Source organism: Desertibaculum subflavum (assembly GCA_003576705.1).
Classification (GTDB): Bacteria; Pseudomonadota; Alphaproteobacteria; order Ferrovibrionales; family Ferrovibrionaceae; genus Desertibaculum; species Desertibaculum subflavum.
This window is the reverse complement of record QOZS01000041.1, coordinates 16,039-34,000: the sequence shown is the minus strand read 5'-3', so window position 1 is coordinate 34,000 and position 17,962 is coordinate 16,039. Positions and strand designations below refer to the sequence as shown.

General features: G+C 68.7%; 22 protein-coding genes. 14 read left to right on the top strand and 8 right to left on the bottom strand.

Features of this window, described 5'->3' with window-relative positions:
* Positions 1 to 2: 2 nt before the first annotated feature.
* From DT074_RS19835 to DT074_RS19825, 3 genes are read left to right on the top strand one after another with little or no spacing between them, the layout of a single operon-like run.
* Positions 3 to 518: a DUF2271 domain-containing protein gene (locus tag DT074_RS19835; RefSeq protein WP_119421601.1), complete on the top strand. Its 516-nt coding sequence runs from the start codon at positions 3 to 5 to the stop codon at positions 516 to 518.
* 23 nt (positions 519 to 541) lie between these two features.
* Entirely contained in the window at positions 542 to 1,363 is an 822-nt protein-coding gene (locus tag DT074_RS19830) for a DUF4198 domain-containing protein (RefSeq protein ID WP_119421600.1), read from the top strand.
* A 2-nt stretch (positions 1,364 to 1,365) separates the two neighbouring features.
* Positions 1,366 to 2,376 (top strand): FAD:protein FMN transferase, encoded by a 1,011-nt coding sequence (locus DT074_RS19825; RefSeq protein ID WP_119421599.1) that lies wholly within the window; start codon positions 1,366 to 1,368, stop codon positions 2,374 to 2,376.
* Positions 2,377 to 2,380: 4 nt separating this feature from the next.
* Here the strand turns inward: DT074_RS19825 and DT074_RS19820 are convergent, their stop codons facing one another.
* The 4 genes from DT074_RS19820 to DT074_RS19805 all read right to left on the bottom strand — a co-directional run bounded on the left by DT074_RS19820 (position 2,381) and on the right by DT074_RS19805 (position 5,478).
* On the bottom strand, positions 2,381 to 3,748 hold the full coding sequence (locus DT074_RS19820) for a glutamine synthetase family protein (RefSeq protein ID WP_119421598.1): 1,368 nt from the start codon (positions 3,746 to 3,748) through the stop codon (positions 2,381 to 2,383).
* Between the two features lie 89 nt (positions 3,749 to 3,837).
* Positions 3,838 to 4,794: a hypothetical protein gene (locus tag DT074_RS19815; protein WP_119421597.1), complete on the bottom strand. Its 957-nt coding sequence runs from the start codon at positions 4,792 to 4,794 to the stop codon at positions 3,838 to 3,840.
* Positions 4,795 to 4,878: 84 nt separating this feature from the next.
* The gene (locus DT074_RS19810) at positions 4,879 to 5,103 is read right to left on the bottom strand and encodes a hypothetical protein (RefSeq protein ID WP_119421596.1); all 225 of its coding nucleotides are present in this window, start codon (positions 5,101 to 5,103) and stop codon (positions 4,879 to 4,881) included.
* 129 nt (positions 5,104 to 5,232) lie between these two features.
* Positions 5,233 to 5,478 carry a ParB N-terminal domain-containing protein gene (locus tag DT074_RS19805; RefSeq protein WP_119421595.1) on the bottom strand — a complete coding sequence of 82 codons (246 nt, stop codon included), beginning with the start codon at positions 5,476 to 5,478 and terminating at the stop codon, positions 5,233 to 5,235.
* 129 nt (positions 5,479 to 5,607) lie between these two features.
* Between DT074_RS19805 and DT074_RS19800 the strand changes: the two genes are divergently transcribed.
* Together DT074_RS19800 and DT074_RS19795 are read left to right on the top strand one after the other, a co-directional pair.
* Positions 5,608 to 6,210: a hypothetical protein gene (locus tag DT074_RS19800; protein WP_162915029.1), complete on the top strand. Its 603-nt coding sequence runs from the start codon at positions 5,608 to 5,610 to the stop codon at positions 6,208 to 6,210.
* Entirely contained in the window at positions 6,210 to 6,743 is a 534-nt protein-coding gene (locus DT074_RS19795) for a methylated-DNA--[protein]-cysteine S-methyltransferase (RefSeq protein ID WP_119421593.1), read from the top strand. Before DT074_RS19800 ends, DT074_RS19795 begins: the two co-directional genes overlap by 1 nt.
* 7 nt (positions 6,744 to 6,750) lie before the next feature.
* Here DT074_RS19795 and DT074_RS19790 read toward each other — a convergent pair whose 3' ends face one another.
* Positions 6,751 to 8,811 (bottom strand): YgiQ family radical SAM protein, encoded by a 2,061-nt coding sequence (locus tag DT074_RS19790; protein ID WP_119421592.1) that lies wholly within the window; start codon positions 8,809 to 8,811, stop codon positions 6,751 to 6,753.
* Between the two features lie 166 nt (positions 8,812 to 8,977).
* Here DT074_RS19790 and DT074_RS19785 point away from each other — a divergent pair, with 166 nt between their 5' ends.
* The gene (locus DT074_RS19785; protein WP_119421591.1) at positions 8,978 to 9,235 is read left to right on the top strand and encodes a type II toxin-antitoxin system RelE family toxin; all 258 of its coding nucleotides are present in this window, start codon (positions 8,978 to 8,980) and stop codon (positions 9,233 to 9,235) included.
* Entirely contained in the window at positions 9,232 to 9,600 is a 369-nt protein-coding gene (locus DT074_RS19780) for a type II toxin-antitoxin system prevent-host-death family antitoxin (RefSeq protein ID WP_119421590.1), read from the top strand. The genes DT074_RS19785 and DT074_RS19780 overlap by 4 nt, the downstream gene beginning before the upstream one ends.
* 7 nt (positions 9,601 to 9,607) lie before the next feature.
* Here the strand turns inward: DT074_RS19780 and DT074_RS19775 are convergent, their stop codons facing one another.
* Positions 9,608 to 9,922, bottom strand: coding sequence for an ArsR/SmtB family transcription factor (locus tag DT074_RS19775; RefSeq protein WP_119421589.1), 315 nt, complete (start codon positions 9,920 to 9,922; stop codon positions 9,608 to 9,610).
* An 89-nt stretch (positions 9,923 to 10,011) separates the two neighbouring features.
* On the opposite strand from DT074_RS19775, the gene DT074_RS19770 reads away from it, so the two are divergent.
* The gene (locus tag DT074_RS19770) at positions 10,012 to 11,082 is read left to right on the top strand and encodes an alkene reductase (RefSeq protein ID WP_119421588.1); all 1,071 of its coding nucleotides are present in this window, start codon (positions 10,012 to 10,014) and stop codon (positions 11,080 to 11,082) included.
* A 64-nt stretch (positions 11,083 to 11,146) separates the two neighbouring features.
* On the opposite strand, the gene DT074_RS19765 is transcribed toward DT074_RS19770, so the two are convergent.
* Both DT074_RS19765 and DT074_RS19760 read right to left on the bottom strand, forming a co-directional pair.
* Positions 11,147 to 11,593 carry a hypothetical protein gene (locus DT074_RS19765; protein ID WP_119421587.1) on the bottom strand — a complete coding sequence of 149 codons (447 nt, stop codon included), beginning with the start codon at positions 11,591 to 11,593 and terminating at the stop codon, positions 11,147 to 11,149.
* Between the two features lie 254 nt (positions 11,594 to 11,847).
* Complete coding sequence (locus DT074_RS19760) at positions 11,848 to 12,156, bottom strand: hypothetical protein (RefSeq protein WP_119421586.1); 309 nt, start codon at positions 12,154 to 12,156, stop codon at positions 11,848 to 11,850.
* Between the two features lie 568 nt (positions 12,157 to 12,724).
* On the opposite strand from DT074_RS19760, the gene rpiB reads away from it, so the two are divergent.
* The 6 genes from rpiB (at position 12,725) to ribB (ending at position 17,961) form a co-directional block, all read left to right on the top strand.
* Positions 12,725 to 13,204, top strand: a complete 480-nt coding sequence (rpiB, locus tag DT074_RS19755; protein ID WP_119421585.1) for a ribose 5-phosphate isomerase B — start codon at positions 12,725 to 12,727, stop codon at positions 13,202 to 13,204.
* A gap of 11 nt (positions 13,205 to 13,215) precedes the next feature.
* On the top strand, positions 13,216 to 14,523 hold the full coding sequence (gene glyA, locus DT074_RS19750; RefSeq protein ID WP_119421584.1) for a serine hydroxymethyltransferase: 1,308 nt from the start codon (positions 13,216 to 13,218) through the stop codon (positions 14,521 to 14,523).
* A 34-nt stretch (positions 14,524 to 14,557) separates the two neighbouring features.
* Complete coding sequence (gene nrdR, locus DT074_RS19745) at positions 14,558 to 15,022, top strand: transcriptional regulator NrdR (RefSeq protein ID WP_119421583.1); 465 nt, start codon at positions 14,558 to 14,560, stop codon at positions 15,020 to 15,022.
* On the top strand, positions 15,009 to 16,124 hold the full coding sequence (gene ribD, locus DT074_RS19740; protein WP_368744786.1) for a bifunctional diaminohydroxyphosphoribosylaminopyrimidine deaminase/5-amino-6-(5-phosphoribosylamino)uracil reductase RibD: 1,116 nt from the start codon (positions 15,009 to 15,011) through the stop codon (positions 16,122 to 16,124). The genes nrdR and ribD overlap by 14 nt, the downstream gene beginning before the upstream one ends.
* A gap of 71 nt (positions 16,125 to 16,195) precedes the next feature.
* Positions 16,196 to 16,792, top strand: a complete 597-nt coding sequence (locus tag DT074_RS19735) for a riboflavin synthase (protein WP_119421582.1) — start codon at positions 16,196 to 16,198, stop codon at positions 16,790 to 16,792.
* 35 nt (positions 16,793 to 16,827) lie between these two features.
* Entirely contained in the window at positions 16,828 to 17,961 is a 1,134-nt protein-coding gene (gene ribB / locus DT074_RS19730; protein WP_368744789.1) for a 3,4-dihydroxy-2-butanone-4-phosphate synthase, read from the top strand.
* The last annotated feature ends 1 nt before the right edge of the window (position 17,962 follow it).

Here is a 17,962-nt window from a genome sequence, read left to right as displayed (position 1 = left end):
TGATGCGCTTCCCGGTCCTGAGTTTCGTCGCCACCGGCCTGGTTGCCCCGACCGTCTTGGCGGCCGAGCTGTCGGTGACGGTGGAGATTCCCCGTCTCACCGTCGCGGAATATCACCGGCCCTATGTCGCCATCTGGCTCGAGCGCAAAGGCCAGAGCGGCGTCACCAACCTGGCCGTCTGGTACGACGTGAAGGTGAAGGACGGCGAAGGCACCAAGTGGCTGAAGGACATGCGCCAATGGTGGCGCCGCACCGGCCGCGAGCTGCAGATGCCGATGGACGGCATCACCGGCGCCACGCGGGCGCCCGGCGCGCACACGCTCCAGTTCGCCGAGGGCACCGCGCCGCTCGGCGCGCTCCCGGCCGGCAATTACGAGCTCGTGGTCGAAGCGGCGCGCGAAGTGGGCGGCCGGGAATTGCTGCGCCTGCCCCTGCAATGGCCGCCCAAGGCGCCCGTGTCCGCCGATGCGCAGGGCGACCACGAGCTCGGCCGCATCCAGCTTCAGCTCAAGCCATGACATCCGCATCAAGGAGTGACCGCATGATCCCGTTTGCTTCCCGCGCCGCCGGCGCTCTGCTGGCGGCGGCAATCCTCGCCCTGCCGATCGCGGCAGAGGCGCATCGCTCCTGGCTGCTGCCGTCGGCAACCGTGCTGTCGGGCAAGGATCCTTGGGTGACGGTGGATGCCGCCGTCTCCAACGATCTCTTTTTCTTCGAGCACAATCCGCTCCGGCTCGACGGGCTCGGGGTCACCGGGCCGGACGGCAAGGCGGTGTCCGCGCAGAACCAGAGCACCGGCCGCTTCCGCAGCACCTTCGACCTGCATCTCGCACAGCCCGGCACCTACAAGCTCGCCATCGTCAACCAGGGCGTGTTCGCCAGCTACAAGGTGAACGGCCAGACAAAGCGGTGGCGCGGCACCGCCCAGCGCTTCGCCACCGAAGTCCCGGCCGACGCGCAGGAGCTGAACGTGGTCGAATCGATCCGCCGGGTCGAAGCTTTCGTCACCGCCGGCAAGCCGACGACGGGCGTGTTCGCGCCGACCGGGGTGGGGCTCGAACTGGCGCCGGACACGCATCCGAACGATCTGATCGCGAAATCCGAGGCGCGCTTCCGCCTGCTGTTCGACGGCAAGCCGGCCGCGGGCGCCAAGGTCGAGCTGGTGCGCGGCGGCATCCGCTATCGCGACAGGCTCGGCGATGTCGAGCTCACCACCGATTCGGATGGCTGGATCAGCATCACCTGGCCCGAGCCCGGCATGTACTGGATGGAGGCGACCATGCGCGGCGGCAAGGCGGCCCTGCCCCAGGCCAAGGAGCGGCGCGCCACCTATATCGTGACCCTGGAAGTGCTGCCGGAATAGCGATGCAGCGGGTGCTGGTCCCGGCGGCGATCGACGCGCGCGCCCTCGCCGTGCCCGGCATGGCCGCGGTCGAGCGACTGCGGGGCGAGACCATGGGCACCACATGGTCGGTCGCTCTGCGCCGCCCACCGGGCGCGGCGCTCTCCGAGCTGCGTCGCGGCATCGAGGGCGAGCTCGACCGCGTCGTCGCGGAGATGAGTCACTGGCGCGCGGATTCCGCTCTCGGCCGCTTCAACCGCGCGCCCGCCGGCACGTGGCATCCATTGCCGGACGGCTTCTACACCGTGCTCGACTATGCGCTGGCGATGGCGGAGCGGAGCGGCGGCGCCTATGACCCCACCATCGGCCGGCTGGTCGATCTCTGGGGCTTCGGGCCGGGCGCCGCGGCGGCGCCGGGCGTGCCGCCGGCCGATGCCGATATCGCTCCGGCATTGGCGGCCGCCGGCTGGCATCGCATCGTGCTGTGCCGGGCGCAGCGCCGCGCCTTCCAGCCGGGCGGCGTGCGGCTCGATCTCTCGTCGGTGGCGAAGGGCTATGCGGTCGATCGCGTGTCGGACTGGCTGAGCTCGGCCGGCGTCGCCGCATCGCTGGTCGAGATCGGCGGCGAGCTGCGCGGGCAGGGCGTGAAGCCGGACGGGCTGCCCTGGTGGGTCGCGATCGAAGCGCCGCCGGAGGCCGCCGGCCACGTGCCGACCGTCGCCGCCCTGCATGGCCTGGCGGTCGCGACCTCGGGCGATTATCGCCGCTGCTTCGTGCATGGCGGCCGCCGCTATGCCCATACGCTCGATCCGCGCAGCGGCCGGCCGGTCGAGAACGCGCTCGCCTCGGTCACCGTGCTGCATCCGTCCTGCATGCAGGCGGATGCGTTGAGCACGCTGCTCACCGTGCTCGGGCCCGAGCCCGGCTTGGCCTACGCGACGCGCAACGATATCGCGGCGCTGCTCGTGATCCGGGAGTTGGACGGCGGCTTCTCGGAGCGGCTGTCGCCAGCGCTCGCCGCCCTGCTGGACTGACGCGTCAGATGACCTCGAAATAGCGCTCCAGCTCCCAATCGGTGATCGCTTTGCGGAACTCGCGCACCTCCCAGTCGCGCGTCGCCGCATAGTGCTCGACGAACGGATCGCCGTAGAGCTCGCGCGCCGCTTTCGAGGCGGCGAAGCGGGCGCCGGCCTCTTCCAGGCTGCGCGGCAGCTGCAGCTTGGCCGACAGGCGGCGCTCATAGGCATTGCCGGCGATCGGGTCCATCGGCACCATCTTGCGCTCGATTCCGATCAGGCCGGCGCCCAGCGCGGCGGCGAGCGCGAGATAGGGATTGGCATCCGCCGCGGCGACGCGGAACTCGACCCGGGTCGATTTGGCGCCGCCGGGTATGACGCGCAAGGCGGTGGTGCGGTTCTCGATGCCCCAGGTCGCCGCGGTCGGCGCCCAGAAGCCGGGGATCAGGCGGCGGTAGGAATTGATCGTCGGCGCCGCCATGACCAGGAATTCCGGCATCAGCACCTGCTGGCCGCCGACGAAATGCCGGATCGTGTTGGACAGGCCGTGCGGATTGCCCGGCTCGTGGAAGGCGGCGCCGCCGTCCTTGTGCCGCAGCGAGATGTGGATGTGTCCACCGCAGCCGGGCCAGTCCTTCGACCACTTCGCCATGAAGCTCGCCATCAGGCCGCGCCGCTGCGCATAGACCTTGGCGAAGGTCTTGAACAGCGCGGCCTTGTCGGCGGCGCGCAAGCCCTCGTCGACGCGCAGCGCCGCTTCCAGCACCCCGGCCCCGGTCTCGGTATGCAGGCCTTCCAGGCCCATCTCCATCGCCTCGCAGAAATCGAGCAGGCCGCGATGGAACTCGGCATGGACGGAGGTGCGCAGCATGGAATAGCCGAAGAAGCCGGGCGAGAGCGGCTTCAGGTCGCGGAAATGCTTCCCGCGCAGCGAATGCGGCGTCTCCTCGAAGACGAAGAACTCGTATTCGAATCCGCACATGACTTCGAAGCCCAGCGCATCGGCGCGGGCCAGCACGCGGCGCAGCACGGCGCGCGGGCAGACCGCCTCGGCGGCGTCGGCGAACTCGCCGAGGAAGAACAGCATGCCGGGCTCGCTCGGCACCTCGCGGCAGGTCTCGGGCAGCAGCCGGACGCGGGCATCCGGATAGGCGGTGTGCCAGCCGGTATAGCGCGTGTTGTCGTAGAGCTGGTCGTTCGCGTCCCAGCCCAGCACCACGTCGCAGAAGCCGAAGCCGCTCTCCAGCGCGCCGAGAAACTTCTCCGCCGCCAGATACTTGCCGCGCAGGATGCCGTCGATATCGTGCACGCCGACCTTGACGTGGGTGAGCCCGCGCTCACGCACGATGGCGCGGGCGTCGTCCGGCGTCCTGACCTCGCTCGGCGTCATGCGATTTCCTCTGCGTTCGCGATCGGCGCCGCAGTCTAGCCGCGGAACCTCGCCCCGCCGAGGCAGGTTGTGCAAAGCCCGGGCGCTGCCTAGGCCGAACTGGTCGTCGCCGGCACTGGCGCCGAGGGGGAAGCCGGCCGGCTCGAAGGAGGACCGGGCGGCGCCTGCAGCCGCAGATGCCGCTGCAACCGCTCGCGCGCGGCCAGGCCGGCGGCGAGATCCCAGCAATTGATCACGGCGAGGCATATCGCGCCCGGCGCGTCTTCCGGCGGCACCACCATCTGGACGCTGGCGATGTCCGGCATGTCGCATGCCGCCTGCACCGCGGCCGGCGGTGCCGGCGACCACAGGGTACCGGCCGGCACGGCGAGCTCGACGCTGTAGCCGTCGCGCCGCGCGGCATCGTCGAACAGCCAGCGGCCGCGCTGATAGAGGCCGACCAGCGCTTCGACCCAGCCCGCGCCATAGAGATCCGGCCATTGATCGGCGAAGCGCAGATGCGCGCCGGTGATCGTGTTGCCCACGGTCTCGAAATTGACCATGCCGGTATAGCCGGCGAGATGCCGGGCGGCCCATTCGGCCAGGTGCTGCTCCAGGCCCGGCAAGGGCGCTGCCTGGATGCGCCAGTGGTCGACGCCGCCGGCAGTCCCGGGAATGCCGGTCGCATGCCGCCACCACCGCGCCTCGCCATCGACCAGCGCCGCGTCGGTCGATACCCGCGCGCCGCGCAGCAAGGCCATCCACATGTGACCGTCCGTCAGCCGCGCCGCGTAATCCGCTGCCGAGCGCAGGCGGCGCGCGCCGCCGCCGGCATCGGTCAGCTTGTAGATCGGCTTGGAGAAGACGGGGAAATAGGGCGGCGCCACGCCGTGCGGCGCCGCCGCCACGCCCTGGCCCAGCGCCAGCTGCAGGCGGTCATAGACGCCGCGATGCGCCGGGTTCCAGGCCCAGGCATCGGCATCGCCGGTCGGAATGTTGATGTCCGCCGGACAGGGATGGGCGTCGAAATACTGCCGACGCCACGGCTTGGCTTCGCAGATCGGCATGACTCCACCGATGCACGCGCGCCGGAATGCGCAACGGCATGAAGCAGAGCACAGATCATTGCCGGCGGTTCAGCGCAAAGGTGGTTAACCGTGCGCTTTTCTGTTCGCGTCCGCTGTCACAGTGGTTAATCGCGCCCCTGGATCGCACCAGCGCCCGCTTTCGCGGCAATTGTCGGCGTTGGTGCAGAGCCGGTCGAGGACGCCCCGCGCCACGGCGGAGCCATTGGCCGCCAGCGTCTCCAACTCGGCCCGGAGCTTGCCGAAGATCGCTTCGACCTGTTCGTGCGTCACGCGGTCCATCGCCGTCATCCCAAAGCCTCGCCTGCAAAATGCATGGGGCTCCGGCGTCCGGCATTGATCTGACGCAACGCAGCGGGGGATGAGCCAGGATCGATCGACGCCGGCGGTGCGCTGCGGCCCGGCCAGCCGCTACCGCGATCAGAATTTCCGCGCCTGGACCAGGTTGGCGATGATGGTGGCCTCGCCGAGCGCCTTGCACGCCTCGAGGCGATGCAGGCCGCTCACCAGCACGTAGCGGTTCTTGTCGAGCCGTATCAGGATCGGCGTCTGCTGGCCTTCGGCGGCGATGCTGAGCGCCAGCGCTTCCACCTTCGCCGGGTCGGTGGGCTTGCGCAGCGCCACCGGCACGTAGATTGCGTCGAGCTTGATGACCACGGGCTTCATGCGGCCGAGCTTACCATACGGGATCAGGCTCCACCCGTCGTGCGCGCACCCGCTCGCCCGACGGCACCGGTTGGGCTAATGTGACCCGGTTGTATGCGTGAACGAAAGCGTCGCAGCATGGGGGATGTCATGCATCGCTTCCGCGCCTTGTCTCTTGCCGTCGCCGGCGCTCTTGCGCTCGCACTGGCGATACCGACGGCCCACGCCGCACTCTGGAACCTGTCGCAGCTCGGCCAAGGCTCGCTCGGCCTGACCCGCATCGCCGACGGCACCAGCAATACGATTCTTCTGGGGGAGAGCTCGCGGGCCGATATCTGCGTGGACGGGCCGGCCCCGTCCGGCGGCATCGCCGACGGCACCAGCAACACCATCCTGTTCGGCGAGAATGCCGGGCTGAACTTGCTGGTCGGCGACTTCGTGGATAACGGCGGCTCGTTCTGCCTGAACGACAGCGAGATCCGCGACGCCTTCGTGCCCGATATCACCGACGGCACGTCGAACACCATCATCATCGGCGAGACTTCCGAGTTCGACGTCTGTTTCCGCAGCGTCCAGCGGAGCATCACCGACGGAACGAGCAATACGATCATCATCGGCGAGACGCCGCCCGAGGTCTGCTATGCCGATGTGCGTCCGACCGGCGATCTGGTCGCGCAGGTTCCGGTGCCGGCAAGTCTCGCCTTGCTGCTCACGGGGCTCGTCGCGCTGCGTCTCGCCCGCCGCACGGGCTGATGCGCGACACCGGGCCGGTCGACTCCAGCTATCACCTGTTCGACAGTCCGATCGGCACTTGCGGCATCGCCTGGACGCTCCGCGGCGTGGCGCGGCTGCTGCTGCCGGAAGCCGATGCGGCGACGACGGAGCGGCGGCTGCGCGGCACCGGCGTCACGCACGGGGCCGACAAGCCGCCGCGCGCCATCGCGACGGCGATCGCCCAGGTGTGCCGGCATCTCGAGGGCCGGCGCGTCGATCTCGCCGATGTCGTCCTCGACCTTGCGGACAGCATTCCGTTCCACCGCAAGGTCTACAAGACCTTGCGCGGCATCGGCTGGGGCGAGACGGTCAGTTACGGCACGCTGGCCGGCCTCGCCGGCGCGCCGGGCGCCGCGCGCGCCGTCGGCACCGCGTTGAGGCACAGCCCCGTCGCCATCGTCATCCCTTGCCATCGTGTCGTCGCCGCCGGCGGCAAGGTGGGCGGCTACACCGCGCATGGCGGGCTGGTGACGAAGCGACGATTGCTCGAAATCGAAGGCGTGCGGATCTGACCCGCGGTCAGCCGAGCGGCACGCCCTTGGTGGTGAAACGGCCGAATCGCTGAGCACGCGGGGGCCGCCCCGCGGCCGCTTTGCCCGCGACGGGCTTGCCTGCGACCGGCCGCCGGCCCTCGCCGCGGAGCCCCGTGCCGGCAGGCTGCCAGGCCGGCACCAGGTGATGCTTGCCCGGTCCGATCAGGTCGGCCCGGCCCATCCGCTTCAGGGCTTCGCGGATCAGTGGCCAGTTTTCCACATCGTGATAGCGCAGGAACGCCTTGTGCAGCCGGCGCTGGGTCAGCTTCTTCACCGTCTCGACCGGCTCCGAGGCGCCACGCCGCACCGCGCGCAGCGGGTTCTTGCCGGAATGGTACATCGCCGTCGCCAGCGCCATCGGCGAGGGCAGGAAGGTCTGGACCTGGTCGGCGCGGTACTTGTTCCGCTTCAGCCACAGGGCGAGGTTCATCATGTCCTCGTCGGTGGTGCCGGGATGCGCCGCGATGAAATAGGGGATCAGGAAATACTGCTTGCCGGCCTTCTGCGCCGCCGCGTCGAATAGCTGCTTGAAGCGATCATAGGTGCCGATGCCGGGCTTCATCATCTTGGAGAGCGGGCCCGCCTCGGTGTGCTCCGGCGCGATCTTCAGGTAGCCGCCGACATGGTGGGTGACCAGCTCCTTGATATAGGCGGGGCTCTCGACGGCGAGGTCGTAGCGCACGCCGGACGCCACCATCACCTTCTTGACGCCGGGCACCTCGCGCACTTTGCGATAGAGCTGGATCAGGCTCTCGTGGCTGGTGTTCAGGTTCGGACAGATGCCGGGGAACACGCAGGACGGGCGCCGGCACAGCGCTTCCGTGCGCGGGTCCTTGCAGGCCATGCGGTACATGTTGGCGGTCGGCCCGCCTATGTCCGAAATGATGCCGGTGAAGCCCGGCGTCCGGTCGCGGATGCGCTCGATCTCCTGCAGCACCGATTCGTGCGACCGGTTCTGGATGATGCGGCCCTCATGCTCGGTGATGGAGCAGAACGAGCAGCCGCCGAAACAGCCGCGCATGATGGTGACCGAGAACTTGATCATGTCCCAGGCCGGGATCTTGGCATCGCCGTAGGACGGATGCGGCCCGCGCGCGTAAGGAAGGTCGTAGACCGCATCCATCTCCGGCGTGGTCAGCGGGATCGGCGGCGGCGTCAGCCACAGCTCGCGGTCGCCGTGCCGCTGCACCAGCGCCCGCGCATTGCCGGGATTGCTCTCCCGGTGCAGCACGCGCGAGGCACGCGCATATGTCTCCGGGTCCTGCTCCACCTGCTCGAAGGCGGGCAGGCGCACCACAATCTTCTCGTGGCTCTGCTTCGCGCCCTCGTCGGCGCTGTCGATATCGTCGGCATGCGCCTCGGTCCAGCCCTCGGGCACCGCGCTCTTCATCACCGCGATGCCGCGGATGTCGTCGAGCTCGGATGGCTTGGCGCCCTTGGCGATGCGGTGCGTCACCTCGACCACCGCGCGCTCGGCGTTGCCGTAGAGCAGGATGTCCGCCTTGGCGTCGACCAGGACCGACCGGCGCACCTTGTCCGACCAGTAGTCGTAATGCGCGATGCGGCGCAGCGAGGCCTCGATGCCGCCCAGCACGATCGGCACGTCGCGGTACGCCTCGCGGCAGCGCGCGGCATAGACCAGGACGGAGCGGTCCGGCCGCTTGCCGCCCTCGCCGCCGGGCGTGTAGCTGTCGTTGTGGCGCAGGCGGCGATCCGCGGTGTAGCGGTTCACCATCGAATCCATGTTGCCGCCGGTGACGCCGAAATAGAGCGCCGGCCGGCCCAGCGCCTTGAACGGCTCCGCGCTCTGCCAGTCCGGCTGGGCGATGATGCCGACGCGGAAGCCCTGCGCCTCCAGCAGTCGGCCGATGATGGCCATGCCGAAGGAGGGGTGGTCGATATAGGCGTCGCCGGTCACCAAGATGACGTCGCACTGGTCCCAGCCGAGCTCATCCATCTCGGCGCGCGACATCGGCAGGAACGGCGCCGTGCCGAACCGGTGCGCCCAGTGCTGGCGATAGGAGAAGAGAGGGCGAGCGGCTTCCATCGGCGGGAGATATCTGCGCGATGGGGCGGCGGGTCAATGGGTGGCTTCCGGGTCCGGGTCTGGCAGGCCCGCTCGGGAAGGTCGCTGCGTGCCGGTCCGACAGATCGCCGTTGAGATTATCTTTTTTGCTTTATCGAAATCTATGTAGCGGCTACATTAACCGGCGATGTGGAAGGTCGTCTACCTCCCGCAGGCGGCGAAGGCTTTGCGGCGCCTGGACCCGAAAACGGCAGGCCGGATCATGGCCAGGGTTTCCGAGCTTGCCCGGGATCCGCATGCGCCGAACAACAACGCGGCGAAGCTGCAAGGCGTGAACGGGTACCGCCTGCGCGTCGGGGACTGGCGCGTCATCTACACACTCGACCACGGTGTCCTGGTGGTCACTGTGGTCCGCATCGGGCCCCGCGGGAGCATCTACGAATGAGCCGGCAGATCATCACCCAGAACGGCAAGCCCGCCTTCGTCGTCGTACCGATCGACGAATGGCAGCGCATCGAGCGCATCCTGGAAGACCGCGCCGATGCTGCCGCGGTGCGAGAATATTGGGCGAATCCATCGCAGGAGGCGCTGCCCGAGGAAGTGGTGCGCGCCCTGGCGGTGGATCGCACCAATCCGGTGAAGGTGCTGCGGGAGTATCGCGGCCTGACCCAGGCCGCGCTTGCCCGCCAGATCGGGACCAGCCCCGTCTATCTGTCGCAGATCGAGCGCGGCGCCCGCGCTGCCGGCCGCAAGCTGCTCGGGAAGCTTGCCGCCGCGCTACGAGTCGATATCGAGCTGCTGCGGCCCTGAAGGGATCCTACGCCGCTATCTCCTTCGGCGCGAAGCGCAGCACGGAATCGATCAGGCCGGGGAATTTTTGTTCCAGCTCCGGCCGGAGCGACACGAAGCAGCGGGTGCCTTCCTTCCGGTGCTGGAGCAAGCCGGCCTCGCAGAGCTGGCGGATGTGGTGGCTGAGCGTGGAGCTCGAGACCTTGCAGCCGAACTCGGTCGAGCCGCGTTCGCCGTCCTGCTTCAGCGCGGCGACGATGTCGAGCCGCACGGGATCGCTCAGCGCGGCCAGCACGTCGGTCAGGACAATGGTCGAAATCGGTGGTTGCGGGTGTTGCCTCACGGCGTCGCGTCCCTACATTCGATCTTCGTCGAACATCGAATGATGTACCGCGCCAAGCCGTGGAATTCAACCCGCCGAGGATGCTCCGAATGCCGACCCTGCACGACCCCCTCAAGCTCGGCGCGCTCACCTTGCCGAACCGCATCGTGATGGCGCCGCTCACCCGCACGCGGGCGAGCGCGGGCCGGGTGCCGAACGCGCTGATGCGCGACTATTACGTCCAGCGCGCCTCGGCGGGGCTGATCTTGTCGGAGGCGACCTCGGTCTCGCCGATGGGCGTTGGCTACCCGGACACGCCGGGCATCTGGTCGCCGGACCAGGTGGAGGGCTGGAAGCAGGTGACCGGCGCGGTGCATGCCGCCGGCGGGCGCATCATGCTGCAGCTCTGGCATGTCGGCCGGATCTCCGATCCTTCGCATCTCGACGGCGCGCTGCCGGTGGCGCCGAGCGCTATCGCGGCGTCCGGCCATGTCAGCCTGCTGCGCCCCCAGCGGCCCTATCCGGTGCCGCGCGCGCTCGAGACGGAGGAGATCCCCGGAATCGTCGCCGAGTTCCATCGCGGCGCCGCCAATGCGCTGGCCGCCGGCTTCGACGGCGTCGAGATCCACGGCGCCAATGGCTACCTGCTCGACCAGTTCCTGCACGACGGCACCAACCAGCGGACCGACCGCTATGGCGGATCGATCGAGAACCGCGCGCGGCTGCTGCTCGAGGTCACCGATGCAGCGATATCCGTCTGGGGCGCCGACCGCGTCGGCATGCATCTGAATCTGCGCTCCAGCTCGCACTCGGTCAGCGATTCCGATCCGGCCTCGCTGTTCGGCTACGTGGCGAGCGAACTCGGCCGCCGCCGGCTCGCCTTCATCGTCGGCCGGGAATCGCAGGCCGAGCCGCGCCTGGCGCCGGCGATCAGGCGCGCCTTCGGCGGCGTCTTCATCGCCAACGAGGGGCTGACGCGCGAGGACGCCGAGGGCCTGCTGGCGCGCGGCGAGGCGGATGCCGCCGCCTTCGGCAAGCTCTACATTGCCAACCCTGACCTTGTGGAGCGCTTCGCCGCGCGCGCGCCGCTCAACGAGCCGAACACGGCGACCTTCTATGCGCCGGGCACGACCGGATACACCGACTATCCGTTCCTGGCGCCGGCGGCAAAGATCGCCTGACTTTTCCGGCGGAGCGGCGGCGGTCCGCGCACCGCGCCGCCGCTCTCACCTATATCGGGCGAGTTCAGGCACGTGCCGGGGCGAACCAGCCGAAGGCCCGCTGCCAGATCTCGCGCATGGTCGCCCGCCGCGCGATCATCCGCACCTGCGCGGCCACCATCGAAGCGGTCATCGATCCCTGGTAGTAGCAATCGCAGACCAGGAAATGCACGTCGCGCGACGACAGGTCGAAGAACTGCATCGCGTCGCCGACGCGGTCGCCGGCCAGGCCGTCGCGGCGCAGCATCGGATCCTGGTAGGCAACCGCCAGCGGCGTGTCGTCGTCGCGCATGCCGACGCGCTCGCGCAGCGGCATGAATTCCAGCCGATAGAGCGGCCGCAAGCGGCGGTCCGGCTCCTGCATCAGCAGATCGGCCCAGCGTTCCAGCCGTTCGCGCCGGGACATCCTGGCCGGCCCGGCATGCGCGAGATCGGCGACGCGCAACATGTCTTCGAATGTGCGGTACTTCATGACGTCCTCCGCAGCTTGAAATGATCCTGCCTGGCAGGTGCGCGGGAGCACGAGCGCTCTCGTGGCATCGAGGCAACGCTCGAGCCGGCAGAATGGAGGCCGCAGGGGCAAAATATTTCGGAGCGGCCGGGATCCAGCCAGCCACCTTCATATTACCGCTGCCGGAGCGACGCCGGAAGCATCGATCGCAAGCGAGGGGCTGCGCGCAGCGGCGGTCGACGAAAGATATCCTGCCGGGCCGCTATGCGGCCGGCTTAAGCCGGCGGCGGGTCGCTTGCGGGCTCGCGACGGTCCACCCAGCGCAACGCATCAATGCGCGTCTTCCCCGGTTCTTCCGCATCGGTGACGAACAGCATGACCGATTGCGGCATCGCGGCACTGAGCGCGGCGCGCATCGCGGCCTCGCGCTGCGGCGCCTGGCGATGGATCGCCTCGATGGTGCGCTCCAGCCAATCCGGCCGCGGCATGGTCGCAAGGTCGCGTACGATCTCGACCGGCAAATCGACCCGCAGACCCGGGTGACCGGATTCGGCGGGCGGCCTCAGCTCGACGTACGAGGTCATGGAGCGATCCTCTCCGCAGACCTGTCCGTGACAACGACTCTATTCACAATGTATAGCGTAGCGCGCCCAGCGATGCACGAGAACTAGGCCATTCGGTCAATTGTGAGACATTTCTATTCACATGGCGGCGGCACGCCGCGGCGCGCCCCGGCCTTGAAATTCGCATGGTGCGCAACTATATAGGCAGCAGGGTCAGGCGATGAGCCGAGGCCTCGCTCTTTGACAAGTCGGACCCGAAACGACCCACCGCTCTCCCGCGGCGCCGGGGATCGCTCCCCGATTTCTGCCCCTTCAAAATAGACCAACTATCTCAATATGTTGCGACGCGAGACTGCATGAAACGACTTGGCTGCCATTGGCAATCATTGGCGATCATAGGACGCCATAGGCAATCATAGGCCTCCATTGGCTCCCATAGGCCGCCATAGGCGTCCATAGGCAGCCATTGGCCACCGCTCCTGGGCCCACGCCGCTCACTTGTGTTGCTGTCGCGCGATGCCACAAGACTCGCCTAGCCCGGCCACATCTGGTATCAAGCTGCCTCCGGATTCCCAACAGATCGTGCGCCATGCCTCCGGCTGCGGACATCATCGCCATTGCGGCGGATCATGCCGGCTTCGCCTTGAAAGAGGTGCTGAAGGAAGACCTGCTCGCCGCCGGCCATCAGGTGATGGATCTCGGCACCGCCGACGGCACCACCTCGGTCGATTATCCCGATTTCGGCGCCGCGCTGGCGCGGGCGATCGCCGGCGGACAGGCGACGCGCGGCGTCGTCGTGTGCGGCACCGGCATCGGCATCTCCATCGCCGCCAACCGCGAGCCGAAGGTGCGCTGCGCGCTCTGCCATGACGTCACCACCGCGAAGCTCGCGCGCGAGCACAACGACGCCAACGTGATCGCCTTCGGCGCCCGCGTCATCGGCGCCGAAGTGGCCCGCGATGCGCTGAGATCGTTCCTGACCACGGCTTTCGCCGGCGGCCGCCATGCGGGGCGCGTCGGCAAGCTCACGCCGTCCGAGACCAAGCCCAATTTGAAAGCCATCGCCTGAAAGACCTGTCCATGAGCCAAGCTGCCGCCAACGCGAACCAGGCTTCCTTTTTCGCCGCCGAACTGGAGCGCGACGACCCCGAGATCTTCTCCACCATCCGCCGCGAACTGGCGCGCCAGCAGGACCAGATCGAGCTGATCGCCTCCGAGAACATCGTCAGCCCGGCCGTGCTGGCGGCGCAGGGCTCGGTGCTGACCAACAAGTATGCCGAGGGCCTGCCGGGCAAACGCTATTACGGCGGCTGCGAGGTGGTGGACGAGGCGGAGACGCTCGCCATCGAGCGGGCCAAGCAGCTGTTCGGCTGCGCCTTCGCCAATGTGCAGCCGCATTCCGGCGCCCAGGCGAACCAGGCCGTGTTCTTCGCCCTGCTGCAGCCGGGCGACACGTTCCTCGGCCTCAACCTCGCCGCCGGCGGGCATCTGACCCACGGCTCGCCGGTCAACATGTCGGGCAAGTGGTTCAAGCCGGTCGCCTACAATGTGCGCCGCGACGACCAGCGCATCGACATGGACGAGGTCGAGGCGCTGGCGAAAGGGCACAAGCCGAAGCTGATCCTGGCCGGCGGCTCGGCTTATCCCCGTGTCATCGACTTCGCCCGTTTCCGCGCCATCGCCGACAAGGTCGGGGCCTACCTGATGGTCGACATGGCGCATTTCGCCGGCCTTGTGGCCGGCGGCGCACATCCCTCGCCGATCCCGCACGCCCATGTCGTCACCACGACGACGCACAAGACCCTGCGCGGGCCCCGCGGCGGCATGATCCTCTCGGCCGATGCCGAGCTCGGCAAGAAGATCAACTCGGCGGTGTTCCCCGGCCTGCAGGGCGGCCCGCTGATGCATGTGATCGCCGCCAAGGCGGTGTCGTTCAAGGAGGCGTTGCAGCCCTCGTTCCGCGACTATGCCCGCGCGGTGGTGGAAAATGCCAAGGTGCTGGCGGCGACGCTGGTCGAGCGCGGCTACGCCATCACCACCGGCGGCACCGACACGCACCTCATGCTGCTGGATCTTCGGACCAAGGGCCTGAAGGGCAACCTCGCCGAGCACGCGCTCGAGCGCGCCCACATGACGGCCAACAAGAACGGCATTCCGTTCGATCCGGAGAAGCCGATGGTGACCTCGGGCGTGCGGCTCGGCTCGCCGGCCGGCACCACGCGGGGCTTCGGCCCGGCCGAGTTCCGCCAGGTCGGCGACCTGATCGCCGACGTGCTGGATGCGCATGCGGCGGGCTCGAACGGCGATCCGGCCAAGGCCGAGGCGGCGGCGCGGGAGAAGGCGATCGCGCTGTGCCGGCGGTTTCCGATCTATCAGGGGGGGCGCTGATAGGCGCCGCGACAACAGGGGCAGGGGGATCTAGATGCGGTGTCCGTTCTGTGGTCACGAGGAGACGCAGGTCAAGGATTCGCGGCCGACGGAAGACAATACCGCGATCCGCCGGCGGCGCTTCTGCCCCGGTTGCGGCGCCCGCTTCACCACCTTCGAGCGGGTGCAGCTGCGCGAGCTGACGGTGATCAAGAAGAACGGCCAGCGCGCGCCGTTCGACCGCGACAAGCTCGCCCGCTCGATCATGATCGCGACCCGCAAGCGGCCGGTCGAGGCAGACCGGATCGAGCGCATGATCAACGGCATCGTCCGCCGCCTGGAAAGCATGGGCGAGCCTGAGATCAAGTCCGACCAGATCGGCGAGATGGTAATGGAGGCGCTGGCGACGCTCGACCCGGTCGCCTATGTCCGCTTCGCCTCGGTCTACCGCAATTTCCGCGAGGCGAAGGATTTCGAGGATTTCGTCGGGCGGCTCGGCGCGGCCGGTGCCGACGACTGAGGTCGATCATGCCCTGATGGGCGGCGCGCTCGCGCTGGCCCGCCGCGGGCTCGGCAATGTCTGGCCCAATCCTGCCGTCGGTTGCGTCCTGGTGAAGAACGGCGCCGTGATCGGCCGCGGCGTCACCCGGAAGGGCGGCCGGCCGCATGCCGAGGCAGTTGCCCTGGACCAGGCCGGTGCGGCCGCGCGCGGCGCCACCGCCTATGTCACGCTCGAGCCCTGCGCGCATCTAAGCGAACGCGGGCCGCGCTGTGTCGACCGGTTGATCGAGGCGCGGATCCACCGCGTGGTCGTCGCCATGGTGGACCCCGATCCGCGCACCGCCGGCGGCGGCATCAGCCGCTTGGAAACGGCGCGGGTGCAGGTCAGCGTCGGTTGCCGCGAGGCGGAGGCGCGCGAGGTCAATGCCGGATTCCTGCACCGGCTCGCCACCGGCCGGCCGCTGGTCACGCTCAAGCTCGCCACCAGCCTGGACGGCCGCATCGCGCTCGCGAACGGCGAGAGCAAGTGGATAACCGGCCCGGCGGCGCGGTCGCGCGGCCATCTGTTACGGAGCCAAAACGATGCCATCGCGGTCGGCGCCGCGACCGCCCGGCGCGACGATCCGGAGCTGACCTGCCGACTGCCCGGGCTGGAAGGCCGCTCGCCGGTCCGCGCGGTGCTGGCCAGCCGGATCGAGCCGCTGCTCAAGCTCCGGATGCTCGCTTCCGCGCGTCAGGTGCCGCTCTGGATCATGACCGCCGAACAGCCGCTCGCGCATGTGCGGGAATGGGCGGAAAAGGCCGGCGCCAAGATCCTGCCCTGCGCCGCCGATGCGCGCGGCCGGCCGGATCTGAAATCGGCGCTGACCGTGCTCGGCGCCCAGGGCATTACCCGGCTGCTGGTCGAGGGTGGGGGCGAGGTGGCGGCCAGCCTGCTCAAGGCCGATCTGGTCGACCGCCTGGCCTGGTTCCGCGCGCCCCAGGTGATCGGCGGCGACGGCACGGCCGGTATTGCGGCCCTCGGCCTCGCCGATCTTGCGGCTGCGCATCGATTCCAGCGGGTTTCGGCGGAGACCTGCGGCGCCGACAGCCTGGAGATGTACAGCCGCGTGCCGGAGTAACCACGCCGCGCCGGGCTGGTCCGCCGGCTCTGCGCTGGTCAGGCGGGCCGCCAAACGCTAAATCTGCTGCCATGTTCACCGGCATCGTCACCGATCTCGGCCGCGTCCTGTCGATCGGCCAGGGGCCCGACCCCCGGATCCGCATCCGCACCCGCTATGACGTGGGCGGGATCGAGATCGGCGCCTCCATCGCCTGTTCCGGCTGCTGCCTGACCGTGGTCGACAAGCAGGCCGACTGGTTCGCCGTGCAAGCCTCGGCCGAGACCTTCTCCCGCACCACGCTCGGCCGCTGGCGCATGGACAGCCCGGTGAACCTGGAGCGCTCGCTTAAGGTCGGCGACGAGCTCGGCGGCCACATCGTCACCGGCCATGTCGACGGCGTCGGCGAATGCGTCGGGTCGAGGCCCGACGGCCTGTCCGTGCGGATCGACTTCAAGGTACCAGCCGCGCTCGCCGGCTACATTGCCGAAAAGGGCTCGGTTGCCGTCGACGGCGTCTCGCTGACCGTGAACGAGGTCACAGGCGATCGCTTCGGCGTCAATATCATTCCCCATACCCAGAAGGTGACGACGCTCGGTGGGCTGTCCGCCGGCGATCCGGTCAATATCGAGGTCGACCTGATCGCGCGCTATGTCGCCCGGCTTACCGATGCGAGGAACGCCCGATGAGCAAGACCGTCAGCTTGTCCGAAGTGCGCCGTGCGATGGAAGAGCGTCAGCAGCAACAGCACCCCGCCCTCTCCTCGATCGAGGAGATCATCGAGGATGCCCGCCAGGGCAAGATGGTGATCCTGGTCGACGACGAGGACCGGGAGAACGAGGGCGACCTCGTCATCCCGGCCGAGAAGGCGACGCCGGAGGTCATCAACTTCATGGCCAAGCACGGCCGCGGCCTGATCTGCCTCGCCATGACCGGCGAGCGGGTGAAGCAGCTCGGCCTCCGCTTGATGGCGGCCAATAACGGGACCCGGCACCAGACCGCCTTCACCGTGTCGATCGAAGCGGCCGAGGGGATCACCACCGGCATCTCGGCCTATGACCGCGCGCACACCGTCAAGGTGGCGATCGATCCTGCCAAGGCCGCGAGCGACATCGTGACGCCGGGCCACGTCTTCCCGCTGCTCGCCCGCGACGGCGGCACTCTGGTGCGCGCCGGCCATACCGAGGCCTCGGTCGACATCGCGCGGCTCGCCGGCCTCAATCCCTCGGGCGTGATCTGCGAGATCATGAACGACGACGGCAGCATGGCGCGTCTGCCGGACCTGATCAGCTTCGCCCAGCTGCACGGGCTCAAGGTCGGCACCATCGCCGACCTGATCGCCTATCGCCGGCGCAACGACAGCCTGATCGAGCGCATGGTCGAGACCGAGCTGGAGAGCCGCTATGGCGGCACCTTCCGCATGATGGTGTACCGCAACAAGGTGGAATATGCGGAGCATATCGCGCTGGTGAAGGGCGACGTCGCCGGTACCGATCCGGTCATGGTGCGCGTGCACGCGCTGAACGTGCTGGAGGACGTGCTGGGCGACCGGCATGGCCGCGGCGGCACGCTCGAGTCATCCATGCGGCTCATCGCGGAACAGGGCCGGGGTGTCGTCGTGCTGATCCGCGAGCCCAGGCCGCAGGCGCTGTCGAACCGCGTCCGCCGCCGCCTCGGCGAGCCGGTGGACCAGTCCGGCGAGCTGCGCGATTACGGCATCGGCGCGCAGATCCTGCTCGATCTCGGCGTGCAGAACATGGTGCTGCTGTCCAACCATCAGCGCACCGTCGTCGGCATCGAGGGTTACGGCCTCAATATCGTCGAGCAACGAGCAATCCCGCTGCCCGAGGATTGCTGAA